18 protein-coding genes are annotated in these 19,816 nt (G+C 71.0%); 9 read left to right on the top strand and 9 right to left on the bottom strand.

The window, feature by feature from the left end; all coding sequences use genetic code 11:
• Positions 1–9 precede the first annotated feature (9 nt).
• Positions 10–519 carry a GNAT family N-acetyltransferase gene (locus DEP02_RS10895; protein ID WP_112467142.1) on the bottom strand — a complete coding sequence of 170 codons (510 nt, stop codon included), beginning with the start codon at positions 517–519 and terminating at the stop codon, positions 10–12.
• Between the two features lie 177 nt (positions 520–696).
• Positions 697–1,461 carry a GntR family transcriptional regulator gene (locus tag DEP02_RS10890; protein WP_112467141.1) on the bottom strand — a complete coding sequence of 255 codons (765 nt, stop codon included), beginning with the start codon at positions 1,459–1,461 and terminating at the stop codon, positions 697–699.
• Positions 1,462–1,921: 460 nt separating this feature from the next.
• Between DEP02_RS10890 and DEP02_RS10885 the strand changes: the two genes are divergently transcribed.
• The 4 genes from DEP02_RS10885 to DEP02_RS10870 all read left to right on the top strand — a co-directional run bounded on the left by DEP02_RS10885 (position 1,922) and on the right by DEP02_RS10870 (position 6,608).
• On the top strand, positions 1,922–3,205 hold the full coding sequence (locus tag DEP02_RS10885; protein ID WP_112467140.1) for an extracellular solute-binding protein: 1,284 nt from the start codon (positions 1,922–1,924) through the stop codon (positions 3,203–3,205).
• A 95-nt stretch (positions 3,206–3,300) separates the two neighbouring features.
• Entirely contained in the window at positions 3,301–4,287 is a 987-nt protein-coding gene (locus tag DEP02_RS10880) for a carbohydrate ABC transporter permease (RefSeq protein WP_112467139.1), read from the top strand.
• On the top strand, positions 4,284–5,114 hold the full coding sequence (locus DEP02_RS10875) for a carbohydrate ABC transporter permease (protein ID WP_112467138.1): 831 nt from the start codon (positions 4,284–4,286) through the stop codon (positions 5,112–5,114). The genes DEP02_RS10880 and DEP02_RS10875 overlap by 4 nt, the downstream gene beginning before the upstream one ends.
• A gap of 9 nt (positions 5,115–5,123) precedes the next feature.
• Entirely contained in the window at positions 5,124–6,608 is a 1,485-nt protein-coding gene (locus DEP02_RS10870; protein ID WP_112467137.1) for a glycoside hydrolase family 3 protein, read from the top strand.
• Positions 6,609–6,718: 110 nt separating this feature from the next.
• On the opposite strand, the gene nagB is transcribed toward DEP02_RS10870, so the two are convergent.
• Entirely contained in the window at positions 6,719–7,504 is a 786-nt protein-coding gene (gene nagB, locus DEP02_RS10865) for a glucosamine-6-phosphate deaminase (RefSeq protein WP_112467136.1), read from the bottom strand.
• 686 nt (positions 7,505–8,190) lie between these two features.
• Here nagB and DEP02_RS10860 point away from each other — a divergent pair.
• Positions 8,191–9,657 carry a histidine kinase N-terminal domain-containing protein gene (locus DEP02_RS10860; RefSeq protein WP_112467135.1) on the top strand — a complete coding sequence of 489 codons (1,467 nt, stop codon included), beginning with the start codon at positions 8,191–8,193 and terminating at the stop codon, positions 9,655–9,657.
• Between the two features lie 221 nt (positions 9,658–9,878).
• Here the strand turns inward: DEP02_RS10860 and DEP02_RS10855 are convergent, their stop codons facing one another.
• The gene (locus tag DEP02_RS10855) at positions 9,879–10,136 is read right to left on the bottom strand and encodes a WhiB family transcriptional regulator (protein WP_003992873.1); all 258 of its coding nucleotides are present in this window, start codon (positions 10,134–10,136) and stop codon (positions 9,879–9,881) included.
• Between the two features lie 317 nt (positions 10,137–10,453).
• Positions 10,454–11,422 carry a diacylglycerol/lipid kinase family protein gene (locus DEP02_RS10850; RefSeq protein WP_112467134.1) on the bottom strand — a complete coding sequence of 323 codons (969 nt, stop codon included), beginning with the start codon at positions 11,420–11,422 and terminating at the stop codon, positions 10,454–10,456.
• A gap of 115 nt (positions 11,423–11,537) precedes the next feature.
• Here DEP02_RS10850 and DEP02_RS10845 point away from each other — a divergent pair, with 115 nt between their 5' ends.
• Positions 11,538–12,032: a hypothetical protein gene (locus DEP02_RS10845; RefSeq protein ID WP_112467133.1), complete on the top strand. Its 495-nt coding sequence runs from the start codon at positions 11,538–11,540 to the stop codon at positions 12,030–12,032.
• Between the two features lie 18 nt (positions 12,033–12,050).
• Here DEP02_RS10845 and DEP02_RS10840 read toward each other — a convergent pair whose 3' ends face one another.
• The 3 genes from DEP02_RS10840 to DEP02_RS10830 form a co-directional block, all read right to left on the bottom strand.
• On the bottom strand, positions 12,051–13,247 hold the full coding sequence (locus tag DEP02_RS10840) for an RNA polymerase sigma factor SigF (RefSeq protein ID WP_112467132.1): 1,197 nt from the start codon (positions 13,245–13,247) through the stop codon (positions 12,051–12,053).
• Between the two features lie 17 nt (positions 13,248–13,264).
• Positions 13,265–13,681 carry an ATP-binding protein gene (locus DEP02_RS10835; RefSeq protein WP_112467131.1) on the bottom strand — a complete coding sequence of 139 codons (417 nt, stop codon included), beginning with the start codon at positions 13,679–13,681 and terminating at the stop codon, positions 13,265–13,267.
• Positions 13,682–13,977: 296 nt separating this feature from the next.
• Positions 13,978–14,238 carry a UBP-type zinc finger domain-containing protein gene (locus DEP02_RS10830; protein ID WP_112467130.1) on the bottom strand — a complete coding sequence of 87 codons (261 nt, stop codon included), beginning with the start codon at positions 14,236–14,238 and terminating at the stop codon, positions 13,978–13,980.
• Between the two features lie 75 nt (positions 14,239–14,313).
• Here DEP02_RS10830 and DEP02_RS10825 point away from each other — a divergent pair, with 75 nt between their 5' ends.
• Complete coding sequence (locus DEP02_RS10825; RefSeq protein ID WP_112467174.1) at positions 14,314–15,909, top strand: Na+/H+ antiporter; 1,596 nt, start codon at positions 14,314–14,316, stop codon at positions 15,907–15,909.
• 77 nt (positions 15,910–15,986) lie between these two features.
• Here the strand turns inward: DEP02_RS10825 and DEP02_RS10820 are convergent, their stop codons facing one another.
• A complete protein-coding gene (locus DEP02_RS10820) occupies positions 15,987–16,904 on the bottom strand; it encodes a 1-aminocyclopropane-1-carboxylate deaminase/D-cysteine desulfhydrase (protein WP_112467129.1) in 918 nt (305 codons plus the stop codon).
• Positions 16,905–17,091: 187 nt separating this feature from the next.
• On the opposite strand from DEP02_RS10820, the gene DEP02_RS10815 reads away from it, so the two are divergent.
• A complete protein-coding gene (locus tag DEP02_RS10815; RefSeq protein WP_112467128.1) occupies positions 17,092–18,498 on the top strand; it encodes a family 2B encapsulin nanocompartment shell protein in 1,407 nt (468 codons plus the stop codon).
• Between the two features lie 127 nt (positions 18,499–18,625).
• Positions 18,626–19,741: a family 2 encapsulin nanocompartment cargo protein polyprenyl transferase gene (locus DEP02_RS10810; RefSeq protein WP_112467127.1), complete on the top strand. Its 1,116-nt coding sequence runs from the start codon at positions 18,626–18,628 to the stop codon at positions 19,739–19,741.
• The last annotated feature ends 75 nt before the right edge of the window (positions 19,742–19,816 follow it).

Here is a 19,816-nt window from a genome sequence, read left to right as displayed (position 1 = left end):
AGATCGGCGTCAGATCGGCGTCAGTTCATAGGCGAGCAGGGAGAAGCCGTCGATGTGCGGCAGCGGGTTCCAGTCCCGCTCGGGAGCGCGGGTGAAGCCCAGGCGCTCGTAGATCCGGTGGGCCGCGTGCATGGAGCTCTGGGTCGACAGCACCACGCGCACACAGCCGTCCGTGGCCCGTGCCCGGTCCAGGCAGGCCCGCACGAGGGCCTCGCCGGCGCCCCGGCCGCGTGCCGCGTGCGCGACCGCGAGCATCCGTATCTCGGCCTCGCCCGGACCGGAGATGTCGGCCATGGGACCCCCGGCACGCACGAAGGTCACGCCACCGAGCACCTTCCCGTCCGCCACGGCGACCAGCACCTCGGCGGCGGCCGCCCGCTTGGCCACGTCGCGCAGCTCGTCGAGGTACGCGTCGCTCTCCCCGAAGTCCAGGAGCCCGTCCTGGAGATAGGCCTGGGCGGTGATCTCCCCGAGGGTGCCGTACTCGCCGGGCTCGACCGGCCGGATCGCGATGTCCATGGGGTGAGTGTGCCGCAGGGGTATGACAACGGGCCGCCGGTTTTCCTCCGGCGGCCCGCTGCCGTACCCGAGCCTCAGTGCGAGGCCGCTGCCGCAGCCGGTGGGCGACCACGGTCGGGGCCGTGGAGAGGACCGCCCGTACAGGTGGCGCGAGAGCCTCGCTCCGTCACAAGGTCCTCACTCCTGCGGGCGCTTGAGGCGGGCCACGAACTTGTAGCGGTCCCCGCGGTACACCGACCGCACCCACTCCACCGGCCGGCCCTCCCGGTCCACCGAGTGCCGGGAGAGCAGCAGCATCGGCAGGCCCACGTCGGTGCCGAGCAGGCCCGCCTCGCGCGGAGTGGCCAGTGAGGTCTCGATGGTCTCCTCGGCCTCGGCGAGATGGACGTCGTAGACCTCGGCGAGGGCCGTGTAGAGGGAGGTGTACTTCGCCAGGCTGCGGCGCAGCGCCGGGAAGCGCTTGGCCGACAGGTGCGTGGTCTCGATGGCCATGGGCTCGCCGTTGGCCATGCGCAGCCGCTCGATGCGCAGCACGCGTCCGCCGGTGGCGATGTCGAGCAGGTCCGCGAGCCGGTCGTCGGCGGTGATGTAGCCGATGTCGAGGAGCTGCGAGGTCGGCTCCAGGCCCTGGGCGCGCATGTCCTCGGTGTAGGAGGTGAGTTGCAGGGCCTGGGAGACCTTCGGCTTGGCGACGAAGGTGCCCTTGCCCTGGATGCGCTCCAGCCGGCCCTCGACGACCAGTTCCTGCAGGGCCTGGCGCACGGTGGTGCGCGAGGTGTCGAACTCGGCCGCCAGCGTCCGCTCCGGCGGGACCGGCGTGCCGGGCGCCTGGGTCTCCGTCATGTCGAGCAGGTGCTTCTTCAGGCGGTAGTACTTGGGCACGCGCGCGGTACGGACGGTCGTCCCACTCTCGTTCTCCGCACTGCTGACGTCGGTGCTCATGCTCTGCCTTCCCGGCTCCTGTGCCGAAGCGGCCGACATCCATCGGCCACGGCTCACATCGTGGCACGGCTTGGCGGGCGGTGGTCACCCGCACGCTCCGTGATCTCCTCTGTATACCGTCGTGACCGCGGTTGGTCTAGTCCATCCCTCGGTGCGGACCCGGTGGTCCACCCCGGCGGACACGCCCCGGGCGGGGAACGGTCGCCGGTGGTCCGGCCGGACGAGCGCACCCGTTTGGCCGGGAGAGCAATGAAAGGTCCCTGCATATCGCGGTCCCGTAACGGCCTTCTTGAGCCTGCTTGCGCACTCTTGACAGCCCTATTGGTCTGAGCCAAGCTCCCCCCTACTGGTCTACACCATTGGTCCAGTCCCGGCCCCACGGGCGGTGATGCGCCGACGCTCGTATGTCGCTCAGCCGCGGGGAGGCAGGGGGGTTTGTGGCATCCCTGAGGAGGGTGGCGTGAAGCGCAAGCTGATTGCCGCGATCGGTATCGCGGGCATGGTGGTCTCCATCGCGGCGTGCGGCGGCGACAACGGCGACGACGGAGGCAGGGCCAAGAGCGGCAAGGACGGCTACGCCGGCCAGACACTCACGGTGTGGGTGATGGACGGCTCCTCCCCGGACCAGTGGCAGAAGGACGTCGCCGCGGCCTTCGAGGCCAAGACCAAGGCGAAGGTCAAGTTCGAGATCCAGCAGTGGAACGGCATCCAGCAGAAGCTGACCACCGCCCTGTCCGAGGAGAACCCGCCGGACGTCTTCGAGATCGGCAACACCCAGACCCCGGCCTACGCCAAGACCGGCGGCCTCGCCGACCTCGCGGACCTGAAGTCCTCGATCGGCGCCGACTGGACCGACTCCCTCAACAACTCGTCCGTCTACGAGGGCAAGCAGTACGCGGCACCCTGGTACTTCGCCAACCGCGTCGTCCTCTACAACAAGAAGGTCTGGGCCGACGCCGGCATCAAGGACACCCCCAAGACCCGCGACGAGTTCTACGCCGACCTCAAGAAGATCGGTGAGAAGACCGGTGCCGAGCCGATCTATCTGCCGGGCCAGAACTGGTACCACTTCGTCGGCCTGGTCGTCGGCGAGGGCGGCGAACTGGTGAAGAAGGACGGCGACAAGTACGTCTCCAACCTCGACGACCCCAAGATCGCCGCCGCCATGGAGACCTACAAGAAGTTCCAGGCCCTGTCCAAGGCGCCCAAGGACAAGGACGAGGCCACCCCGCAGCAGGGTGAGATCTTCGCCAAGGGCAAGGTCGGCGCGTTCATCGGCATGGGCTGGGAAGCCGGCATCGCCATCAAGGCCAACCCGAAGATCGAGAAGGAGATCGGCTACTTCACCATCCCGGGTGCCACGGCCGACAAGCCCGAGGGCGTCTTCCTCGGCGGCTCCAACCTCGCCGTCGCCGCGGGCAGCAAGAAGCAGGACCTCGCCAAGGAGTTCCTGAAGATCGCCCTGTCCGACCAGTTCGAGGGCCAGCTGGCCAAGGAGAACGGCGTCATCCCGAACAAGGAGTCGCTGCAGAGCAACCTCCAGGGCAACGCCGTCGCCGAGGCCGCCGCCCCGGCCGCCGCGGGAGGTGGCACCACTCCGCTGATCGCCGAGTGGGCCGCGGTGGAGAACGAGCCGAACCCGATCAAGGCCTACATGACCGCCGTGCTGAACGGAAAGTCCCCGGCCGAGGCCGCCAAGCAGGTCGAGGGCGAGTTCAACAAGCGCCTGGCGCAGAAGCAGTAGCACCGGGTGAGCCGGGGCGGGGCCGGCGTATGACGGCCCCGCCCCGGCGACCGTGTGCGGGTCGACGTACGTAGGCTGAGAAGAGAGATCGCAGCATGACCGTGCAGACCGAACGGCCGCCCTCCGGCGCGGCGGACGTCCTGGAGGCGGGCGACGGGGGCCCCGGCAGGCTGAAACCGCGAGCCGTGTCGAGGGCCGGCGCGCTCGCCCCGTATCTGTTGCTGCTGCCCGCCTGCGCGGCCACCGTGCTGCTGCTCGGCTGGCCGCTGCTGAAGGACTTCCTGTTGTCGTTCCAGAACCTCAACATGGCGCAGCTGATCCAGCACGTCACCGAGTGGAACGGCATAGACAACTACAAGGAGACCCTCACCAGCGAGGACTTCTGGCGCGTCACCCTCCGATCGATCCTGTTCACGGCGGTCAACGTTGTCCTGATCATGGTCCTGGGCACGCTGGTCGGCCTGCTGCTCGCCCGCCTCGGCAAGCGGATGCGGTTCACCCTGCTGATCGGTCTGGTGCTGGCCTGGGCCATGCCCATCGTGGCGGCCAGCACCGTCTACCAGTGGTTGTTCGCCCAGCGCTTCGGCGTCGTCAACTGGGTCCTGGACAAGCTCGGCTGGCACTCCATGGCCGACTACAGCTGGACCAGCAGCCAGATGTCGACGTTCTTCGTCATCACCATGCTGATCGTGTGGATGTCCATCCCGTTCGTCGCGATCAACCTGTACGCGGCGACCACCACCATCCCCGTCGAGCTGTACGAGGCCGCGTCCCTCGACGGCGCCGGCGTCTGGCGGAGCTTCACCACGGTCACCCTGCCGTTCCTACGGCCCTTCCTCTACGCGACGACGTTCCTGGAGATCATCTGGGTCTTCAAGGCGTTCGCACAGGTCCTTCTCATCAACAACGGTGGCCCGGACCGGCTCACCGAGATCCTGCCCGTCTACGCCTACATCGAGGGCATCGGCAACCAGCACTACGGCATGGGTGCGGCGATCGCCGTCCTGACCATTCTGATCCTGCTCGGCCTGACCGCCTACTACCTCAGGATCGTGCTCAAGCAAGAGGAGGACGAGCTGTGAAACGCTCGCTCTTCGGCCGCCTGTGGCCCAACGTCACGGCCGTCGTCCTGTTCATCGGCTTCGTCTTCCCCGTGTACTGGATGTTCGCCACGGCGTTCAAACCGACCGGCGACATCATCTCCGAGGACCCGGTCTGGTTCCCGGTCGACGTCACCTTCGAGCACTTCAGGACGGCGACGCAGGCCGACCACTTCTGGACGTACGTCACCAACTCGGTGACCGTCACCGTCCTCGCCGTCGTCTTCTCGCTGATCATCGCGCTGGCCGGTTCCTTCGCCCTGGCACGGATGCGGTTCAAGGGACGGCGTGGCTTCATCGTCGGCTTCATGCTGGCCCAGATGGCGCCCTGGGAAGTCATGATCATTGCGATCTACATGATCGTGCGGGACGCGTCGATGCTGAACAGCCTCGTGCCGCTGACGCTCTTCTACACGATGATGATCCTGCCCTTCACCATCCTGACGCTGCGCGGCTTCGTCGCCGCCGTGCCGAAGGAACTGGAGGAGGCGGCCATGGTGGACGGCTGCTCCCGTATGACGGCCTTCCGCCGGGTCATCCTGCCGCTGCTCGCCCCGGGCCTGATGGCCACCTCGCTGTTCGGCTTCATCACCGCCTGGAACGAGTTCGCCCTCGTCCTGGTGCTGAACAAGGACGCCGAGGCCAAGACGCTGCCGCTGTGGCTGTCCAGCTTCCAGACCCAGTTCGGCGACGACTGGGGCGCGACCATGGCGGCCTCCTCCCTCTTCGCCCTCCCGATCCTGATCCTCTTCGTCTTCCTGCAGCGCAGGGCCGTCAGCGGTCTCACCTCCGGCGCCGTGAAGGGATAACGCCACCCGATGACGACAATCGCCAGCGGCACCGACACTCTCACCCGCGACGCGCTGACCGTCCTCCAGCCGGGCTTCACCGGCACCACCGCCCCCGACTGGCTGCTGCGCCGCGTCGGCGAGGGCCTGGCCTCGGTCGGCCTGTTCGGCCGCAACATCGCCTCGTCCGAGCAACTGGCCGCACTGACCGAACGATTGCGCGAGGAGCGGGACGACGTCCTGGTCGCCATCGACGAGGAGGGCGGCGACGTCACCCGCCTGGAGGTGCGCACCGGCTCCAGCTTCCCCGGCAACCACGCGCTCGGCGCGGTGGACGACACGGAGCTGACCCGGAGCGTGGCCCTGGAACTGGGCCGGCGGCTCGCGGAGTGCGGCGTCAACCTCAACTGGGCGCCGTCCGCCGACGTCAACTCCAATCCGGGCAACCCGGTCATCGGTGTCCGTTCCTTCGGCGCCGACACCGGGCTGGTCGCCCGGCACACCGCCGCCTACGTGGCCGGACTGCAGTCCGCGGGCGTCGCCGCCTGCACCAAGCACTTCCCCGGGCACGGGGACACGGCGGTCGACTCCCACCACGCGCTGCCGCGCATCGACGTGGACCCGGCGGTGCTCCGGGAGCGCGACCTCGTGCCGTTCCGCGCGGCGATCGACGCGGGCACCAAGGCCGTGATGAGCGCGCACATCCTGGTCCCCGCGCTGGACCCGGACCGCCCGGCAACCCTGTCCCGCCGGATCCTGACCGATCTCCTGCGCGGCGAGCTGGACTACGACGGCCTGATCGTCACCGACGGCATGGAGATGCAGGCCATCGCCGGCACCTACGGCATCGAGCGGGGCAGCGTCCTCGCCATCGCGGCCGGCGCCGACGCGATCTGCGTGGGCGGCGGCCTGGCGGACGACGAGACGGTACGACGCCTCCGGGACGCCCTCGTCACCGCCGTCCGCGCCGGTGAGCTGCCCGAGGAACGGCTGGCGGACGCGGCCGCACGCGTGCGTGCGCTGGCCCGCTGGACGGCGTCCGCGGCCTCGGGGGCGCCCGTCACCGCCGACGAGGAGGTCGGCCTGCGAGCGGCCCGGCGCGCGCTGCGGATCACCGGCGGCGAGACCTTCGCCCCGCTCACCGAGCCGCCCTACGTCGCCGCTCTCACCCCGGTCGCCAACATCGCGGTCGGCGACGAGACCCCCTGGGGCGTGGCCGCCGAGCTCGCCCGTCTCCTGCCGGGCACGGAGACGGGCGGCTTCGCCGGCGAGGACGCGGGCCGCGCGGCCCTGGAGGCGGCCGGGGAGCGGCGCGTGGTCGCCGTCGTCCGCGACGAGCACCGCCACCCGTGGATGGCCTCCGCCCTCGGCACCCTCCTCGCCGCCCGCCCCGACACGATCGTCGTGGAAATGGGCGTCCCCCGGGCCTCCCCCCGGGCCTCCCTCCACATCGCCACCCACGGCGCGGCCCGCGTCTGCGGCCGAGCGGCGGCGGAGGTCATCGCGGGGGCGTAGGCCGGACGGCCCCGGGCGTCCTCCGGGGCGTGGTCCCAACGACGAAGGTGCCGGTCACCCCACTCGGGGCGACCGGCACCTTCACGTGTGCGCGTGGGAGCCAGTGGGGGCTAGATGCCCTGCCAGGACGGCTTGTTGGCGTAGGCGTAGCGGAAGTAGTCCGCGAGCTTCAGCTGGGAGGCGGCGGCCTCGTCGGCGACGATCGTGGCGTGCCGGTGGAGCTGCAGGGCCGAGGCCGGGCAGATGGCGGCGATCGGTCCCTCGACGGTCGCCGCGAGCGCCTCCGCCTTGCTCTCGCCCGTGGCCATCAGCACCACGTGCCGCGCGTCGAGGATCGTGCCGACACCCTGCGTGATGACCTGGTGCGGCACCTGCGCGATGTCACCGTCGAAGAAACGCGCGTTGTCGGCGCGGGTCTGCTCGGTCAGGATCTTGACCCGGGTGCGCGAGGACAGCGAGGAGCTCGGCTCGTTGAACGCGATGTGCCCGTCCACGCCGATTCCGACCAGCTGCAGGTCCACGCCGCCGGCCTCGGCGAGCGCCTTCTCGTAGGCGTCGGCCTCCGCCTGCACGTCCTCCGCGGTGCCGTCGGGCCCCAGGAAGGAGTCCATCCCCAGGCCGAGCGGCTCCACCACCTGGCGCCGCAGGACCTCGCGGTACGACTCCGGGTGCCCGGCGGGCAGCCCCACGTACTCGTCGAGCTGGGCGATCCTCGCCCGCGAGGCGTCCACGGCGCCCGAGCGCACCTTGCCCGCCAGTGCCTCGTACACGGGCAGCGGCGTCGAGCCCGTGGCCATGCCGAGCACGGCGTCGGGTTTGCGCCTGAGCAGTTGCGCCATGGCCTCCGCGACGAGCTCGCCGCCTGCGCTGGCGTCCGGAACGATGACAACTTCCACGCTGGGCCTGCCGATCTGAGGAGGTCTGAGGAGAGGGGACGGGACCCGTTGACGAGGGTCGACGATCAGGTGGTTTAGACCAATCCACCCTAAGTCCAATCTAACAGAGACGTGCGTGTGACTGCCCAAGAGGGCCAGGCGTGCGACGGCGCGGGGCATGAGGAATCCGAGGCGCTCGGGGCGCACGCGGAAATCGCCCCGGCCGCCCGGTCCCGTTACCGGGCCGGGCGGGCTAGGCTGCGTGGTGCGCGCCGGGAAGTCCTGGCCAGTTGGCCGATCCATCTCGGCCCGGACCTGGCCCGGCCGGCCGACCGATGAAGAAACCACAACAACCGCCGTCCGGCACATGGACAGGCCAGGTGGTCTAGTCCAGAATGCTCGGAGCGTCCAACGCGCGAGCCTCCGTCTTCCCCGCACAGGAAGACGGACCGAGGATCCGGAGCTCTCTGCCCTGACTGCCCCGGCTCCTCATCCTTCGGCCGACCGGGACCGCACACCCCACGGCCGATACTGCTCCGGGCTGCGGTGCCGGGAGGGTTGAGGGTCCCTCCCAGGCGCCGCGGCCCGCGGGTGTCTCCGGGGTCGGCAGAGCCGTACGCCGCCGCACTCCACCGTTCACCGCCGTACGCGTCCGTACCGTTTCAGAACCGTACAAACGCCCGGGTACGCTCGCACACGTGCCCTCCATGAACGAACTCGTCCGCCAGCACACCGCCCTCGACGACTCCGATCTCGAGTGGCTCCACCTGCTGGTCTCGGAGTGGCAGCTGCTCTCCGACCTCTCCTTCGCCGACCTGGTCCTGTGGATCCCCACCCGCGACGGCACCCGCTATGTCTCCGTCGCCCAGATGCGGCCGAACACCGGCCCGACCTCCTACCAGAACGACATGGTCGGCCACCTCGTCCCGCGCGGCCGCCGCCCGTTGCTGGACGCCGCGCTCGACGAGGGCCGGATCGTGCGCGAAGGCGACCCGGAGTGGCGCGAGGAGGTCCCGGTCCGCGTCGAGTCCATCCCCGTACGGCGGGAGAGCCGCGTCCTCGGGGTCATCGCGCGCAACACCAACCTGCTGACGGTGCGCACCCCGAGCCGTCTTGAGCTGACGTATCTGCAGAGCGCCTCGGACCTGGCGCAGATGATCGCGGCCGGCGCCTTCCCGTTCCCCGACCAGCAGGTCGACATGGACGTCGCGCCGCGGGTCGGCGACGGACTGATCCGGCTGGACGCGGACGGCGTCGTCCAGTACGCCTCGCCCAACGCGCTGTCCGCCTACCACCGCCTCGGTCTCGCCGCCGACCTCGTCGGCCACCGCCTGGGCGAGACCACCGCCGAACTCGCCCCCTCCCTGGCCCCGGTGGACGAGGCCCTGGTGAAGCAGGCCAGCGGCTGGGCACCCCGGGAGTTCGAGGTCGAGGCCAACAGCGCGGTCATCCAGTTCCGGGCGATCCCGCTCAAACCCAAGGGCACGCGCATCGGTTCGCTGGTGCTGCTTCGGGACGTCACCGAACTGCGCCGCCGCGAGCGGGAGCTGCTCACCAAGGACGCGACGATCCGGGAGATCCACCACCGGGTCAAGAACAACCTGCAGACGGTGGCGGCCCTGCTCAGGCTGCAGGCCCGGCGCATCGAGTCCGAGCGCGGCAGGGAGGCACTGGAGGAGGCGGTCCGCCGGGTCGGGTCGATCGCCATCGTCCATGAGACGCTGTCCCAGAACCTGGACGAGCGGGTGGAGTTCGACGAGATCGCCGACCGGGTGCTGTCGATGGTCGCCGAGATCTCTCCGGGCAAGGTGACCGGCCGGCGCACCGGCCTCTTCGGCATCCTGGACGCCGAGGTCGCCACCCCGCTGTCGATGGTGCTGACCGAGGTCCTGCAGAACGCCCTGGAACACGGCTTCCGCGAGGGTGACACGGGCACCGTGGAGGTCTCCGCGGTCCGCGGCGGGACCTCGCGCGAGGCCCGCCTGCTCGTGACCGTCCAGGACGACGGCGTGGGGCTGCCCGAGGACTTCGACGCGCACAGCTCCGGCAACCTGGGCCTGCAGATCGTACGCACCCTGGTCGAGGGTGAGCTGGGCGGCACCTTCGACATGGTGCCGGCCCCGGAGCGCGGCACGCGCGTGATCCTCGACATCCCGGTGCGGGCGCACAAGTAGCAGTCCCGGCGCACAAGTAGCGCGGTTGTACTGCGAGTAGTGCGTCCGGGCGCACAAGTGGCCCGGACAGCAAAGAGCCTCGGACCGGGAACGGTCCGAGGCTAGTCGCTCGTTGCGGCTCGTTTGCGCATCGGGGGTACTGCGCGCTGCGGCTCGGGGGCGGGGGATGCGTACTCGCTGTACGCGCCGCCAAGCTCAGGCTGTCAGCGGGGTGGCTGTGGTCAGGCGGATGCCTGACGGGCCCGGTTGCGGGCGGCGCGGCGCTTCATCGCGCGGCGCTCGTCCTCGCTGAGACCACCCCAGACGCCGGAGTCCTGGCCGGACTCGAGCGCCCACTGCAGGCACTGCTCGATAACCGGGCAGCGACGGCAGACAGCCTTGGCTTCCTCGATCTGCAGCAGCGCAGGACCGGTGTTGCCGATGGGGAAGAACAGCTCGGGGTCTTCCTCGCGGCAAACGGCGTTGTGACGCCAGTCCATGGCTGCTACCTCTCTCGGTGTTCGTGCGGGTTGCTTGTGAATGTGAACGCTTTCACGAATCCCTCGACAAGTGAAGGGCCGACTGCCAGGTTCCCTGGCGTGGTCCTGTGGTGTGAAGAGGGATTCTCGGCGGTCTCCGGATCCCGTGTGATGGGCCGTCCTGATCGCCACGTAGAGACTCGCAAACCTCGGCGGCGGATACAACCCCTTCCGGAAAGTTTTTTTTGATTCCTCGGTGTCGACTAGGTCACAGCCGTACTTCCATGGGGTGGATCCTGGCCTAAACGTTCGAGTGAAAGGACTTTGGGCCCTTCCACTCACACAATCACACGCAGTGCACGGCGTACGCCTGTGAACGTCACGCTCTTGCGCAGCCCGAGGTGGTCACCGTCCATCTGAAGGGGCAGCGGAACCTTCGAATGCAAGGTGAAGCGGCTCAAGTCGTGCAGGGAAGCAGCGTGCCTGCCATGAGGGCCGCGCTCGGGGGACGAAGTGAGCAACTGGGTCCCATACCGGGCAACCGCGGCGGTGGACAGACGGCTGAGACCGAGCACGTCGAGCCCTGTATCGAACGAGGCCTTAGGAGACGTGTACATCGGGCGATTGCCCAAATACGTCCACGGTGAGGTGTTCGACACTATGGCCACCACCAACTCGGTGAGCGGATCCTCCCCGGGCCGCTCCAGGGTGATCGCCCCGTGCCGCCGGCCCGGCTCGCCGAGGAACTGGCGGACCACCTGCCGTACGTACAGGGCGTGCGTGGACTTCTTGCCGCGCTCCCGCTTCTGCTCCACCCGCCCGACCACGCCCGCGTCGAAGCCGAGCCCGGCGTTGAAGGTGAACCAGCGCTCCGGGACGGCAGCGTCGTCGGTGCCCGGCGTTCCCGAGGTGAGGCCCAGGCCGACCGTGCGCTCGCTGCCGGTGCGCAGGGCGTCCAGGATCGCGCCGGTGGCCTCCACGGCGTCGTTGGGCAGCCCCAGGGCGCGCGCGAAGACATTGGTGGAGCCGCCGGGGACCACGGCGAGGCGGGGCAGCCGCTCGGGGTCGGGGCCGCGGTGCAGCAGGCCGTTGACGACCTCGTTGACCGTGCCGTCGCCGCCGAGCGCCACGACCAGGTCGATGTCGTCGCTGTCCGCGGCCTGCCGGCCCAGGTCGCGGGCGTGACCGCGGTATTCGGTGGTGACCGCATCCAGCTTCATCTCGCTGGCGAGCGCGTGGATCAGCACATCGCGCGTACGTGCGCTTGTGGTGGTTGCCGCCGGATTGACCACGAGAAGTGCACGCATGGGGTGCAGCGTACCTACCGGGCAGTACCCGGCCCACACCGAGGCAGGGATCGGACAGGGATCCGGATGTGAGCCTGCACACGGTGGTCCGGGCCGTGAGAGCTACCCTGCTGGGGTGAGCAGTGAGCAGAACCCCACCCGGAAAACCACGGACGCCACGGATGTCACGGACGCCACGGGTGCCGAGGGCGCCGTCGGCCCGCGTCCGCGGCGGCTGACGTACGCGGCGGCGCTGTCCGCGCTGGAAGGGCTCGCGCTGCTCGTGGGCGGGGCCTGGATGCTCGTCCTCGGCGTCACCGGCGACGGAAGCGACCGGGAGACCGGCATCACCGGCGGCATCACGGTGCTCGTGCTCGCGCTGCTGCCGCTGCTCGCCGCCCGGGGGCTGCTGCTGCGGCGCAGCTGGAGCCGGGGACCGGCGGTCATCACGCAGATCCTGGCACTGCCCGTGGCCTACAACCTGCTGCAGGCCGACAGCATGGCCATCCCGGCCGGCATCGCGCTCGCCGTCGTGGCCGTGACCTCGCTGGTGCTGCTCGTGAACCCGGCGACGACCCAGGCCCTCGACATCAAGGGCCCGGGCCGCACCCGGGAAACCGAACAGCGTTAGGGCCCTTCCGCCACTGCTCTACTCCTCCACCAGCAGCTTCTCCCGCAGCTGGGCCAGCGTGCGGGCCAGCAGCCGGGAGACGTGCATCTGGGAGATGCCGACCTCCTGCGCGATCTGCGACTGGGTCATGTTGCCGAAGAAGCGCAGCAGCAGGATCCGCTTCTCGCGCGGGGGAAGGTCCTCCAGCAGCGGCTTGAGCGACTCGCGGTACTCCACGCCCTCCAGCGCCTCGTCCTCCGCGCCGAGGGTGTCGGCGACCGCCGGGGACTCGTCGTCGGTGTCGGGGACGTCCAGGGACAGGGTGGAGTAGGCGTTGGCCGACTCCAGGCCCTCCAGGACCTCCTCCTCGGAGATGGCCAGCTTCTCGGCCAGCTCGTGCACCGTGGGGGAGCGGCCGTGCAGCTGGGACAGCTCGGCCGTCGCGGTGGTGAGCGCCAGGCGCAGCTCCTGCAGCCGGCGCGGTACGCGCACCGCCCAGCCCTTGTCCCGGAAGTGCCGCTTGATCTCGCCGACGACCGTCGGGGTCGCGTACGTCGAGAACTCCACGCCGCGGTCCGGGTCGAACCGGTCGACCGACTTGATCAGACCGATGGTGGCGACCTGGGTCAGGTCGTCCAGCGGCTCACCGCGGTTGCGGAAACGGCGCGCGAGGTGCTCGACGAGCGGCAGGTGCATGCGGACCAGCTGGTTGCGCAGCTCCGCGTACTGCGGGCTGCCCTCCCTCAGCGTGCGCAGTTCGACGAACATCGCGCGTGCGCCACTGCGGTCCTGAGGGCCGTGCTGCGCGCGGTGCGCGCTCGGCACGCCCTGCCCGTCGGCCTCGGAGTTTCGCTCGTGCTCGCTCATCGTCCCGCCCGTTGCCCTTCCCCGAGCCCCCGCCTCCTTCCCCGCGTTCTCGCCTTCGCGCGAACAGGGGGAATCCCCGTGAGGGGGAGGACCTCCATGGCCGGCACCGGCTCCGCTCCGCGTCGGCGCGGGCGTGCCCCGCACGACGTCGCCCCGCGCGAGCCCCTCGCCCGGAAGGCCGGCCGCCGACGGCTCGTCCTCCGGGTGCGGCCTTGCCTGCTCCGGGATGCCGTCGACGCCGCCCGCCGTGGGCCGGGGCACGGCCGGGCCGCCCGGGGTGGTCCCGTCCGGGCTCGTGACCTCGTCCGCGCGGGCGGGAATCCCGCCCTCGGCCGGCAGCTCCCGTGTGCCGCGCTCTTCGTCCCGCACCGGCCCGTCCCCGTTCCTCACGCCGGCCCGGGTCCCGCGCCGCGCTGTTTGTGGAGGCTGATCGACACGGTCTTGTCCTCGTCCACGGCGGAGGAGACCTTACCCGCGAGCGCGGACAGGACGGTCCAGGCGAACGTGTCCCGCGAGGGCGCGTGGCCGTCCGTGGTCGGGGCCGAGACGGTCACCTCGAGCGAGTCGTCGACCAGCCGGAAGACACAGCTGAGCACCGAGCCGGGTACGGCCTGCTGGAGCAGGATCGCGCAGGCCTCGTCCACCGCGATGCGCAGGTCCTCGATCTCGTCGAGGGTGAAGTCCAAGCGGGCTGCGAGACCGGCCGTGGCCGTCCGCAGCACCGACAGGTAGGCACCCGCAGCCGGCAGCCGGACCTCCACGAAGTCCTGGTTCGCCACGGGCTCGCCTGCGATCTGGGACACCCTCACCTCCAAGGTGGTACAAGTTCTCTCAGGGCCGAGGGTCGCCCCCCGGGGTAACGCGATACATGGTTCAGCGGTGACGCTACCGCGCGCTCGGCATTCCTGTCCCGGGACCCCAACCCCCCGCTGTCACTCATAGTAAAGCCGCGAATACGCTACGTGGCTAGGGGTTTGCGGGCCCCAACGGGAACAGCGCGGGCCGGATTGTCGTACCCAGACGTCAGACGGTCGAACCGTCGAACCCTCCGACCCCCGTCGCAGGAGCACGTCACCCGGGCACGGTCACCCGGGCGCGGTCACACGAGCACGTGGTCCACGAAGCACCAACGCCAGTCCTCGCCGGGCTCGAAGGTCCGCATCACGGGGTGCCCGGTGTCCTCGTGGTGCCTGGTCGCGTGCCGTCCCGACGAGGAGTCGCAGCACGCGACGTGCCCACAGGTCAGACACAGCCGCAGCTGCACCGGATCCGTGCCGTCCGCCAGGCACTCCGGGCAGGTCTCGCTCTCGGGCGCGGGCTCCGGACGCGGCAGCGTGCCGGCGTGCGTGCACTGTTTCATGATTGCCAGGTTACGACGGGTGCGCGGGTGACCGTGCGGAAAGCGGGCGGCGAGAACGACGGGCGGGTGAGGGCGATGGACGTGATGCCGCTGCTGTTGCTGGTCGCGGGCAGTGCCACGGTGGCCGGGGCCGCCCGGCGCACCCCCGTACCGGCACCCCTGCTGCTGGTCGCGGCCGGACTGGCGGTCTCCTACGTCCCCGGGGTCCCCGCCTACACCCTCGACCCCGGAGTGGTCCTGCCGCTGCTGCTGCCCCCGCTGCTGTACACGTCGACCCGGGACAGCTCCTACCTCGACCTGCGCGCGCAGCTGCGACCCGTGGCGCTGCTCTCGGTCGGGTACGTGCTGTTCGCGACCTTCGTGGTCGGCTGGGCCGCGTACCTGATCGTGCCGGGGCTGCCGCTGACGGCCGCGCTGGTGCTGGGCGCGGTGGTGGCGCCGCCGGACGCGGTCGCGGCGACGGCGGTGGCCCGTCGGGTCGGGCTGCCCTCGCGGATCACCACGATCCTGCAGGGGGAGTCCCTGCTCAACGACGCCACCGCGATCACCGCCTACAAGGTGGCGGTGGCCGCCGCGGTCGGCGAGGGCGCGACCTGGGCCGGGGGCGTCGAGGAGTTCCTGGTCGCGGCGGTCGGCGGCGTCGGCGTCGGACTGGTGCTGATGGCGCCGCTGCACTGGCTGCGCACCCATCTGGAGGAGCCGCTGCTGCAGAACACGCTCTCCCTGCTGATCCCGTTCGTCGCCTACGGCGTCGCCGAGCAGCTGCACGCCTCCGGTGTCCTCGCCGTCGTCACGGTCGCCCTCTACCTCGGCCACCGCGCGTGGGAGGTCGACTTCGCCACCCGGCTCCAGGAGGAGGCGGTGTGGAAGATGGTCGCCTTCGTCCTGGAGTCCTCGGTGTTCGCCCTCATCGGACTGCAGCTGCCGATCGTCCTGAGGGGCCTCAGGGCGCACGCGGGCGCCGAGGCCGCCTGGTACGCGGCCGCCGTCTTCCTGGTGGTCGTCGCCACCCGGTTCGTGTGGGTGTACCCGGCGGCGTTCCTGCCCCGCCTGCTGTCCCGGCGCGTCCGGGCGCGGGAGGAGAACCCCACCTGGAGGGGCGCGATGGTCACCGCCTGGGCCGGGATGCGGGGCGTGGTGTCCCTGGCCATCGCCTTCTCGATCCCGGCCACGCTGCACGACGGCGAGCCGTTCCCCAGGCACAGCCTGCTGCTCTTCCTGACCTTCACGACGGTCATCGGGACGCTGGTGGTGCAGGGCCTGACGCTGCCGCCGCTGATCCGCCTGCTGAAGTTCCCCGGCCGGAGTGCGCAGGCGGAGACCCTGGCCGAGGCGAACGCCCAGGCACAGGCCTCCCGGGCCGCCGAGCAGCGCCTGGAGGAACTCCTCCAGGACGAGCGCAACACCCTGCCCCAGCCGCTCGCCGAACGGCTCCGCACGGTCCTGGAGCGCCGCCGCAACTCCGTGTGGGAGCGCCTCGGCCAGGTCAACCCGGTCACCGGCGAGTCGGTCGACGACATCTACCGCCGGCTGTCCCGGGACATGATCAGCACCGAGCGCGAGATCTTCGTACGGCTGCGGGACGGGCGCTACATCGACGACGAGATGCTGCGCACCCTGCTGCGCAGGCTCGACCTGGAGGAGGCGGCCGCCTACCGGGAGACGGTGTGAGGGGGGACGGTGAGGGGGACGGCGTGAGCGCGGGAGGGGCGTGAGCGAGGGGGCGGGAACGCGGCCGGGCACGCGGGTCAGGGCTGTACCGGGAAGGGGCTGCCCGTGACGACAGCGGCGATCGTCGTCCCGCGCGCGAAGGCGCCCTCGCCGGCCAGGGCGACCAGGGCGTACAGCAGCTTGGCGACGTAGAGGCGCTCGACGGGGACGCCGTGCCGGCCGGTGAAGTCCTCGGCGAAGGCGTCGAGTTCGGATGTGGTGCGGGCGTAGCCGCCGAAGTGGAAGCGCTCGTCGAGCGACCAGGTGCCGCGGCGGGCGCCGAAGGCCCGCTCCTGCAGGGCCTGTATGTCCGCCGTCAGGAAGCCGCCCCTGAGGACCGGTACGCCCAGGACGCGCCGGCCGGGCGGGAGGCCCGCGGCCAGACCGGCCAGGGTGCCGCCGGTGCCACAGGCCAGGGCGACGACGTCGGCGTGGGCGCCGAGTTCCTCGCCCAGGGCCCGGCAGCCGCGTACGGCGAGGGCGTTGCTGCCGCCCTCGGGGACGACGTACGGCTCCTCGGCACCGATGTCGCGCAGTACGGCGGCGAGCGTCTCCGGCTCGGACTTGCGGCGGTAGGTCGTCCGGTCGACGAAGTGCAACCGCATCCCGTCGGCCGCGCACCGGGCGAGGGAGGGGTTGAGGGGTCGGTCGGCGAGCTCCTGCCCGCGGACCACACCGACCGTGCGCAGGCCCAGGAGGCGGCCCGCGGCGGCGGTCGCGCGCAGATGGTTGGACCAGGCGCCGCCGAAGGTCACGACCGTCCGTCCGGCCGCGGCCCTCAGGTTCGGGGCGAGTTTGCGCCACTTGTTGCCGGTCAGCTCCGGGTGGATCAGGTCGTCGCGCTTGAGCAGCAGCCGCAGACCGCGCCGGGCGAAGCGGTCGTCGGCGACCTCCTGCAGGGGCGAGGGGAGCCTCGGGGCGAGCGCGGCGGGATCGGGAGCGGCGGAGCTGGTCACGCGGCCATTGTCCGGGTCGGCACATCCGCCCGCCGCCGGGAGGGGCCCTTGTCTGCCCGGGGCGACGGTGATCCATTCCCGCTCTTTCGGGTAATGGTACGGACACTTTCCGTGATGGAAGGCTGGTGCCCGCAAGATCGATGCGCGGCGCCGAGCGTGCCGGGCGTGAGCGGGAGGACAATTCTCTATGTCGGTAGGCGAAGAGGTCCGCGCGGAACAGGGCCGGCCGCAGCAGAGCCTCGGCACCGCGGCCGCGCGGAACCTGGCCACCACCACCAAGTCCGTTCCCCAGATGCAGGAGATCAGCTCGCGCTGGCTGCTGCGCATGCTGCCCTGGGTCGACGTGCAGGGCGGCACGTACCGGGTGAACCGGCGGCTCACCTACGCCGTCGGCGACGGCCGCATCACCTTCGTGAAGACCGGCGACAGAACCGAGGTCATCCCCGCCGAACTCGGCGAACTGCCGGCCCTGCGCGGGTACGAGGACGAGGACGTGCTCTCGGAGCTCGCCCAGCGCTGCCGGCAGCGGGAGATCGCCGCCGGCCAGGTGATCGCCTCGTTCGGCAACCAGGCCGAGGAGGTGTACCTGCTGGCGCACGGCAGGGTCCAGAAGGTCGGCACCGGCCCCTACGGCGACGACCAGGTCCTCGGCGTCCTCGCCAACGGCGCCTACTTCGGCGACCAGGCGCTCCTCGACCCGGACGCCATCTGGGAGTACACCGCACGCGCGGACACCACGTGCACCGTCCTCGTCCTGTCCCGCCACGACTTCGAACAGGTCACCGACCGCGCCGAGTCGCTGCGCGCCCACCTCCGGCGGCTGCGCTCGATCCCGGGGCAGCGCGCCAACAAGTACGGCGAGAAGGCGGTCGACCTCGCTGCCGGCCACGACGGCGAGCCGGACATCCCGCACACCTTCGTCGACTACGAGGGCCGCCCCCGCGAGTACGAGCTGAGCATCGCCCAGACCGTCCTGCGCATCCACTCGCGCGTGGCCGACCTCTACAACCAGCCGATGAACCAGACGGAGCAGCAACTGAGGCTGACCGTCGAGGCGTTGAAGGAGTGCCAGGAGCACGAGCTGATCAACAACCGCGACTTCGGCCTGCTCCACAACTGCGAGTACGACCAGCGGATCCAGCCGCACGACGGTGTGCCGAGCCCCGACGACATGGACGAGCTGCTCAGCCGGCGCCGCGGTACCAAGCTCTTCCTCGCCCATCCGCGCGCGATCGCCGCGTTCGGCCGCGAGCTGAACAAGCGGGGGCTGGTCCCGGAGACCATCGACATGGGCGGCAACCGCATCCCCACCTGGCGCGGGGTGCCGATCTTCCCGTGCAACAAGATCCCGGTCACCGACGCCAGGACCAGCTCGATCATCGCGATGCGCACCGGCGAGGACGACCAGGGCGTCATCGGGCTGCGGGCCAAGGGGATCCCCGACGAGATCGAGCCGAGCCTGTCCGTGCGGTTCATGGGCATCAACGAGCAGGCGGTCATCAAGTACCTGGTGACGGCCTACTACTCGGCGGCGGTGCTGGTGCCGGACGCGCTGGGCGTCCTGGAGAACATCGAGGTCGGCCGTTGGCGCTGACGACTCGCGCCGCCCACCGGTGTCCCGGCCCGCCGGGCCGGGTACATCCCGGGAGTACGCGCCAGGTTCCGGCTGCGGAAGCTCCACCGTCCGCGGTCTCTTCCGAGGGGGATCGGATGTGGATCGGATGGCCGAGTCCATGACGGAGACGACAGAGCGGACGGCAGAGCGTCCGGCGACCGTGCCCCGGCCGGTGGGTGCGCCCGACGGACACGACGCGGCGCTGATCCTCGAGCGTTCCCGGAGGTCGGTCGATCCCGAACTGCGGGCGGCGGTCGACTCCCTGCCCGCCTCGATGCGCCGGATCGCGCGCTACCACTTCGGCTGGGAGCACGCGGACGGCACGCCGGCCGCAGGGAACGAGGGCAAGGCGATCCGCCCGGCGCTCGTCCTCACGGCGGCCGCCGCACTCGGCGGGCCGGAGGCGAGGGCGGGGGCGGCGCGGGCCGCCGCGGCGGTGGAACTGGTCCACAACTTCACGTTGCTGCACGACGACGTGATGGACCGGGACGCCACCCGCCGGCACCGGCCCACCGCGTGGGCGGTGTTCGGCGACACCGACGCGATCCTCGCCGGGGACGCCCTGCAGGCGCTGGCCCTGCGGCTGCTCGCCGAGGACCGGCACCCGGCGTCCCAGGCGGCCGCCGCCCGGCTCGCGGCCTGCGTGGTCGAGCTGTGCGCGGGCCAGCAGGCGGACACGGCCCTGGAGCATCGGGCCCCCGGCGAGGTCACGCTCGCCGAGGTGCTGGCCATGGCCGAGGCCAAGACGGGCGCACTGCTCGGCTGCGCCTGTGCCGTCGGCGCGCTGTACGCGGGAGCGGGGAAGGAGGAGGCCGAGGCGCTGGACGCGTTCGGCCGGCAGGCGGGGCTGGCCTTCCAGCTGATCGACGACGTGATCGGCATATGGGGTGACCCGGGCCGCACCGGAAAGCCGGCCGGTGCCGACCTCGCCGCCCGCAAGAAGTCCCTGCCGGTGGTCGCCGCGCTGACCTCCGGCGCCCCGGCCGCCGCCGAACTCGCCGAGCTGTACTCGCGGCCCCATCGGGAAGGGCGGGAAGGAGAAGAGGAACTGCAGCGCACCGCGCTGGCGGTGGAGCGGGCCGGCGGCCGGGACTGGGCCCAGGCTCAGGCGGCCGACCGGATGGCCCGGGCCGTGGACGACCTGGCCCGTGCCGTCCCCGACCCCGCGCACGCGGGCGGCCTGCTGGCCCTGGCCGAGTTCGTGACCAGGCGCACCAGCTGACACCCGCCCCACCGGGGAAGACCCCGGAGCCACCGGATCCGTACGGCTCCTGACTCCGTACGGCCGCCGGGACTC

The sequence above is a fragment of the Streptomyces triticisoli genome (assembly GCF_003270085.1).
Classification (GTDB): Bacteria; Actinomycetota; Actinomycetes; order Streptomycetales; family Streptomycetaceae; genus Streptomyces; species Streptomyces triticisoli.
The sequence above is the reverse complement of the archived record's forward strand: the minus strand, read 5'-3'. Positions and strand labels throughout refer to the sequence as shown.

What these genes read in the sequence shown, in the direction of transcription:
- DEP02_RS10870 (WP_112467137.1), top strand. Translation starts at nt 5,124, where the DNA reads ATGACGACAATCGCCAGCGGCACCGACACTCTCACCCGCGACGCGCTG.
- DEP02_RS10855 (WP_003992873.1), bottom strand. Translation starts at nt 10,136, where the DNA reads ATGGACTGGCGTCACAACGCCGTTTGCCGCGAGGAAGACCCCGAGCTG.
- DEP02_RS10890 (WP_112467141.1), bottom strand. Translation starts at nt 1,461, where the DNA reads ATGAGCACCGACGTCAGCAGTGCGGAGAACGAGAGTGGGACGACCGTC.
- DEP02_RS10810 (WP_112467127.1), top strand. Translation starts at nt 18,626, where the DNA reads ATGGCCGAGTCCATGACGGAGACGACAGAGCGGACGGCAGAGCGTCCG.
- DEP02_RS10825 (WP_112467174.1), top strand. Translation starts at nt 14,314, where the DNA reads ATGGACGTGATGCCGCTGCTGTTGCTGGTCGCGGGCAGTGCCACGGTG.
- DEP02_RS10850 (WP_112467134.1), bottom strand. Translation starts at nt 11,422, where the DNA reads ATGCGTGCACTTCTCGTGGTCAATCCGGCGGCAACCACCACAAGCGCA.
- DEP02_RS10830 (WP_112467130.1), bottom strand. Translation starts at nt 14,238, where the DNA reads ATGAAACAGTGCACGCACGCCGGCACGCTGCCGCGTCCGGAGCCCGCG.
- DEP02_RS10895 (WP_112467142.1), bottom strand. Translation starts at nt 519, where the DNA reads ATGGACATCGCGATCCGGCCGGTCGAGCCCGGCGAGTACGGCACCCTC.
- DEP02_RS10860 (WP_112467135.1), top strand. Translation starts at nt 8,191, where the DNA reads ATGAACGAACTCGTCCGCCAGCACACCGCCCTCGACGACTCCGATCTC.
- DEP02_RS10815 (WP_112467128.1), top strand. Translation starts at nt 17,092, where the DNA reads ATGTCGGTAGGCGAAGAGGTCCGCGCGGAACAGGGCCGGCCGCAGCAG.
- DEP02_RS10880 (WP_112467139.1), top strand. Translation starts at nt 3,301, where the DNA reads ATGACCGTGCAGACCGAACGGCCGCCCTCCGGCGCGGCGGACGTCCTG.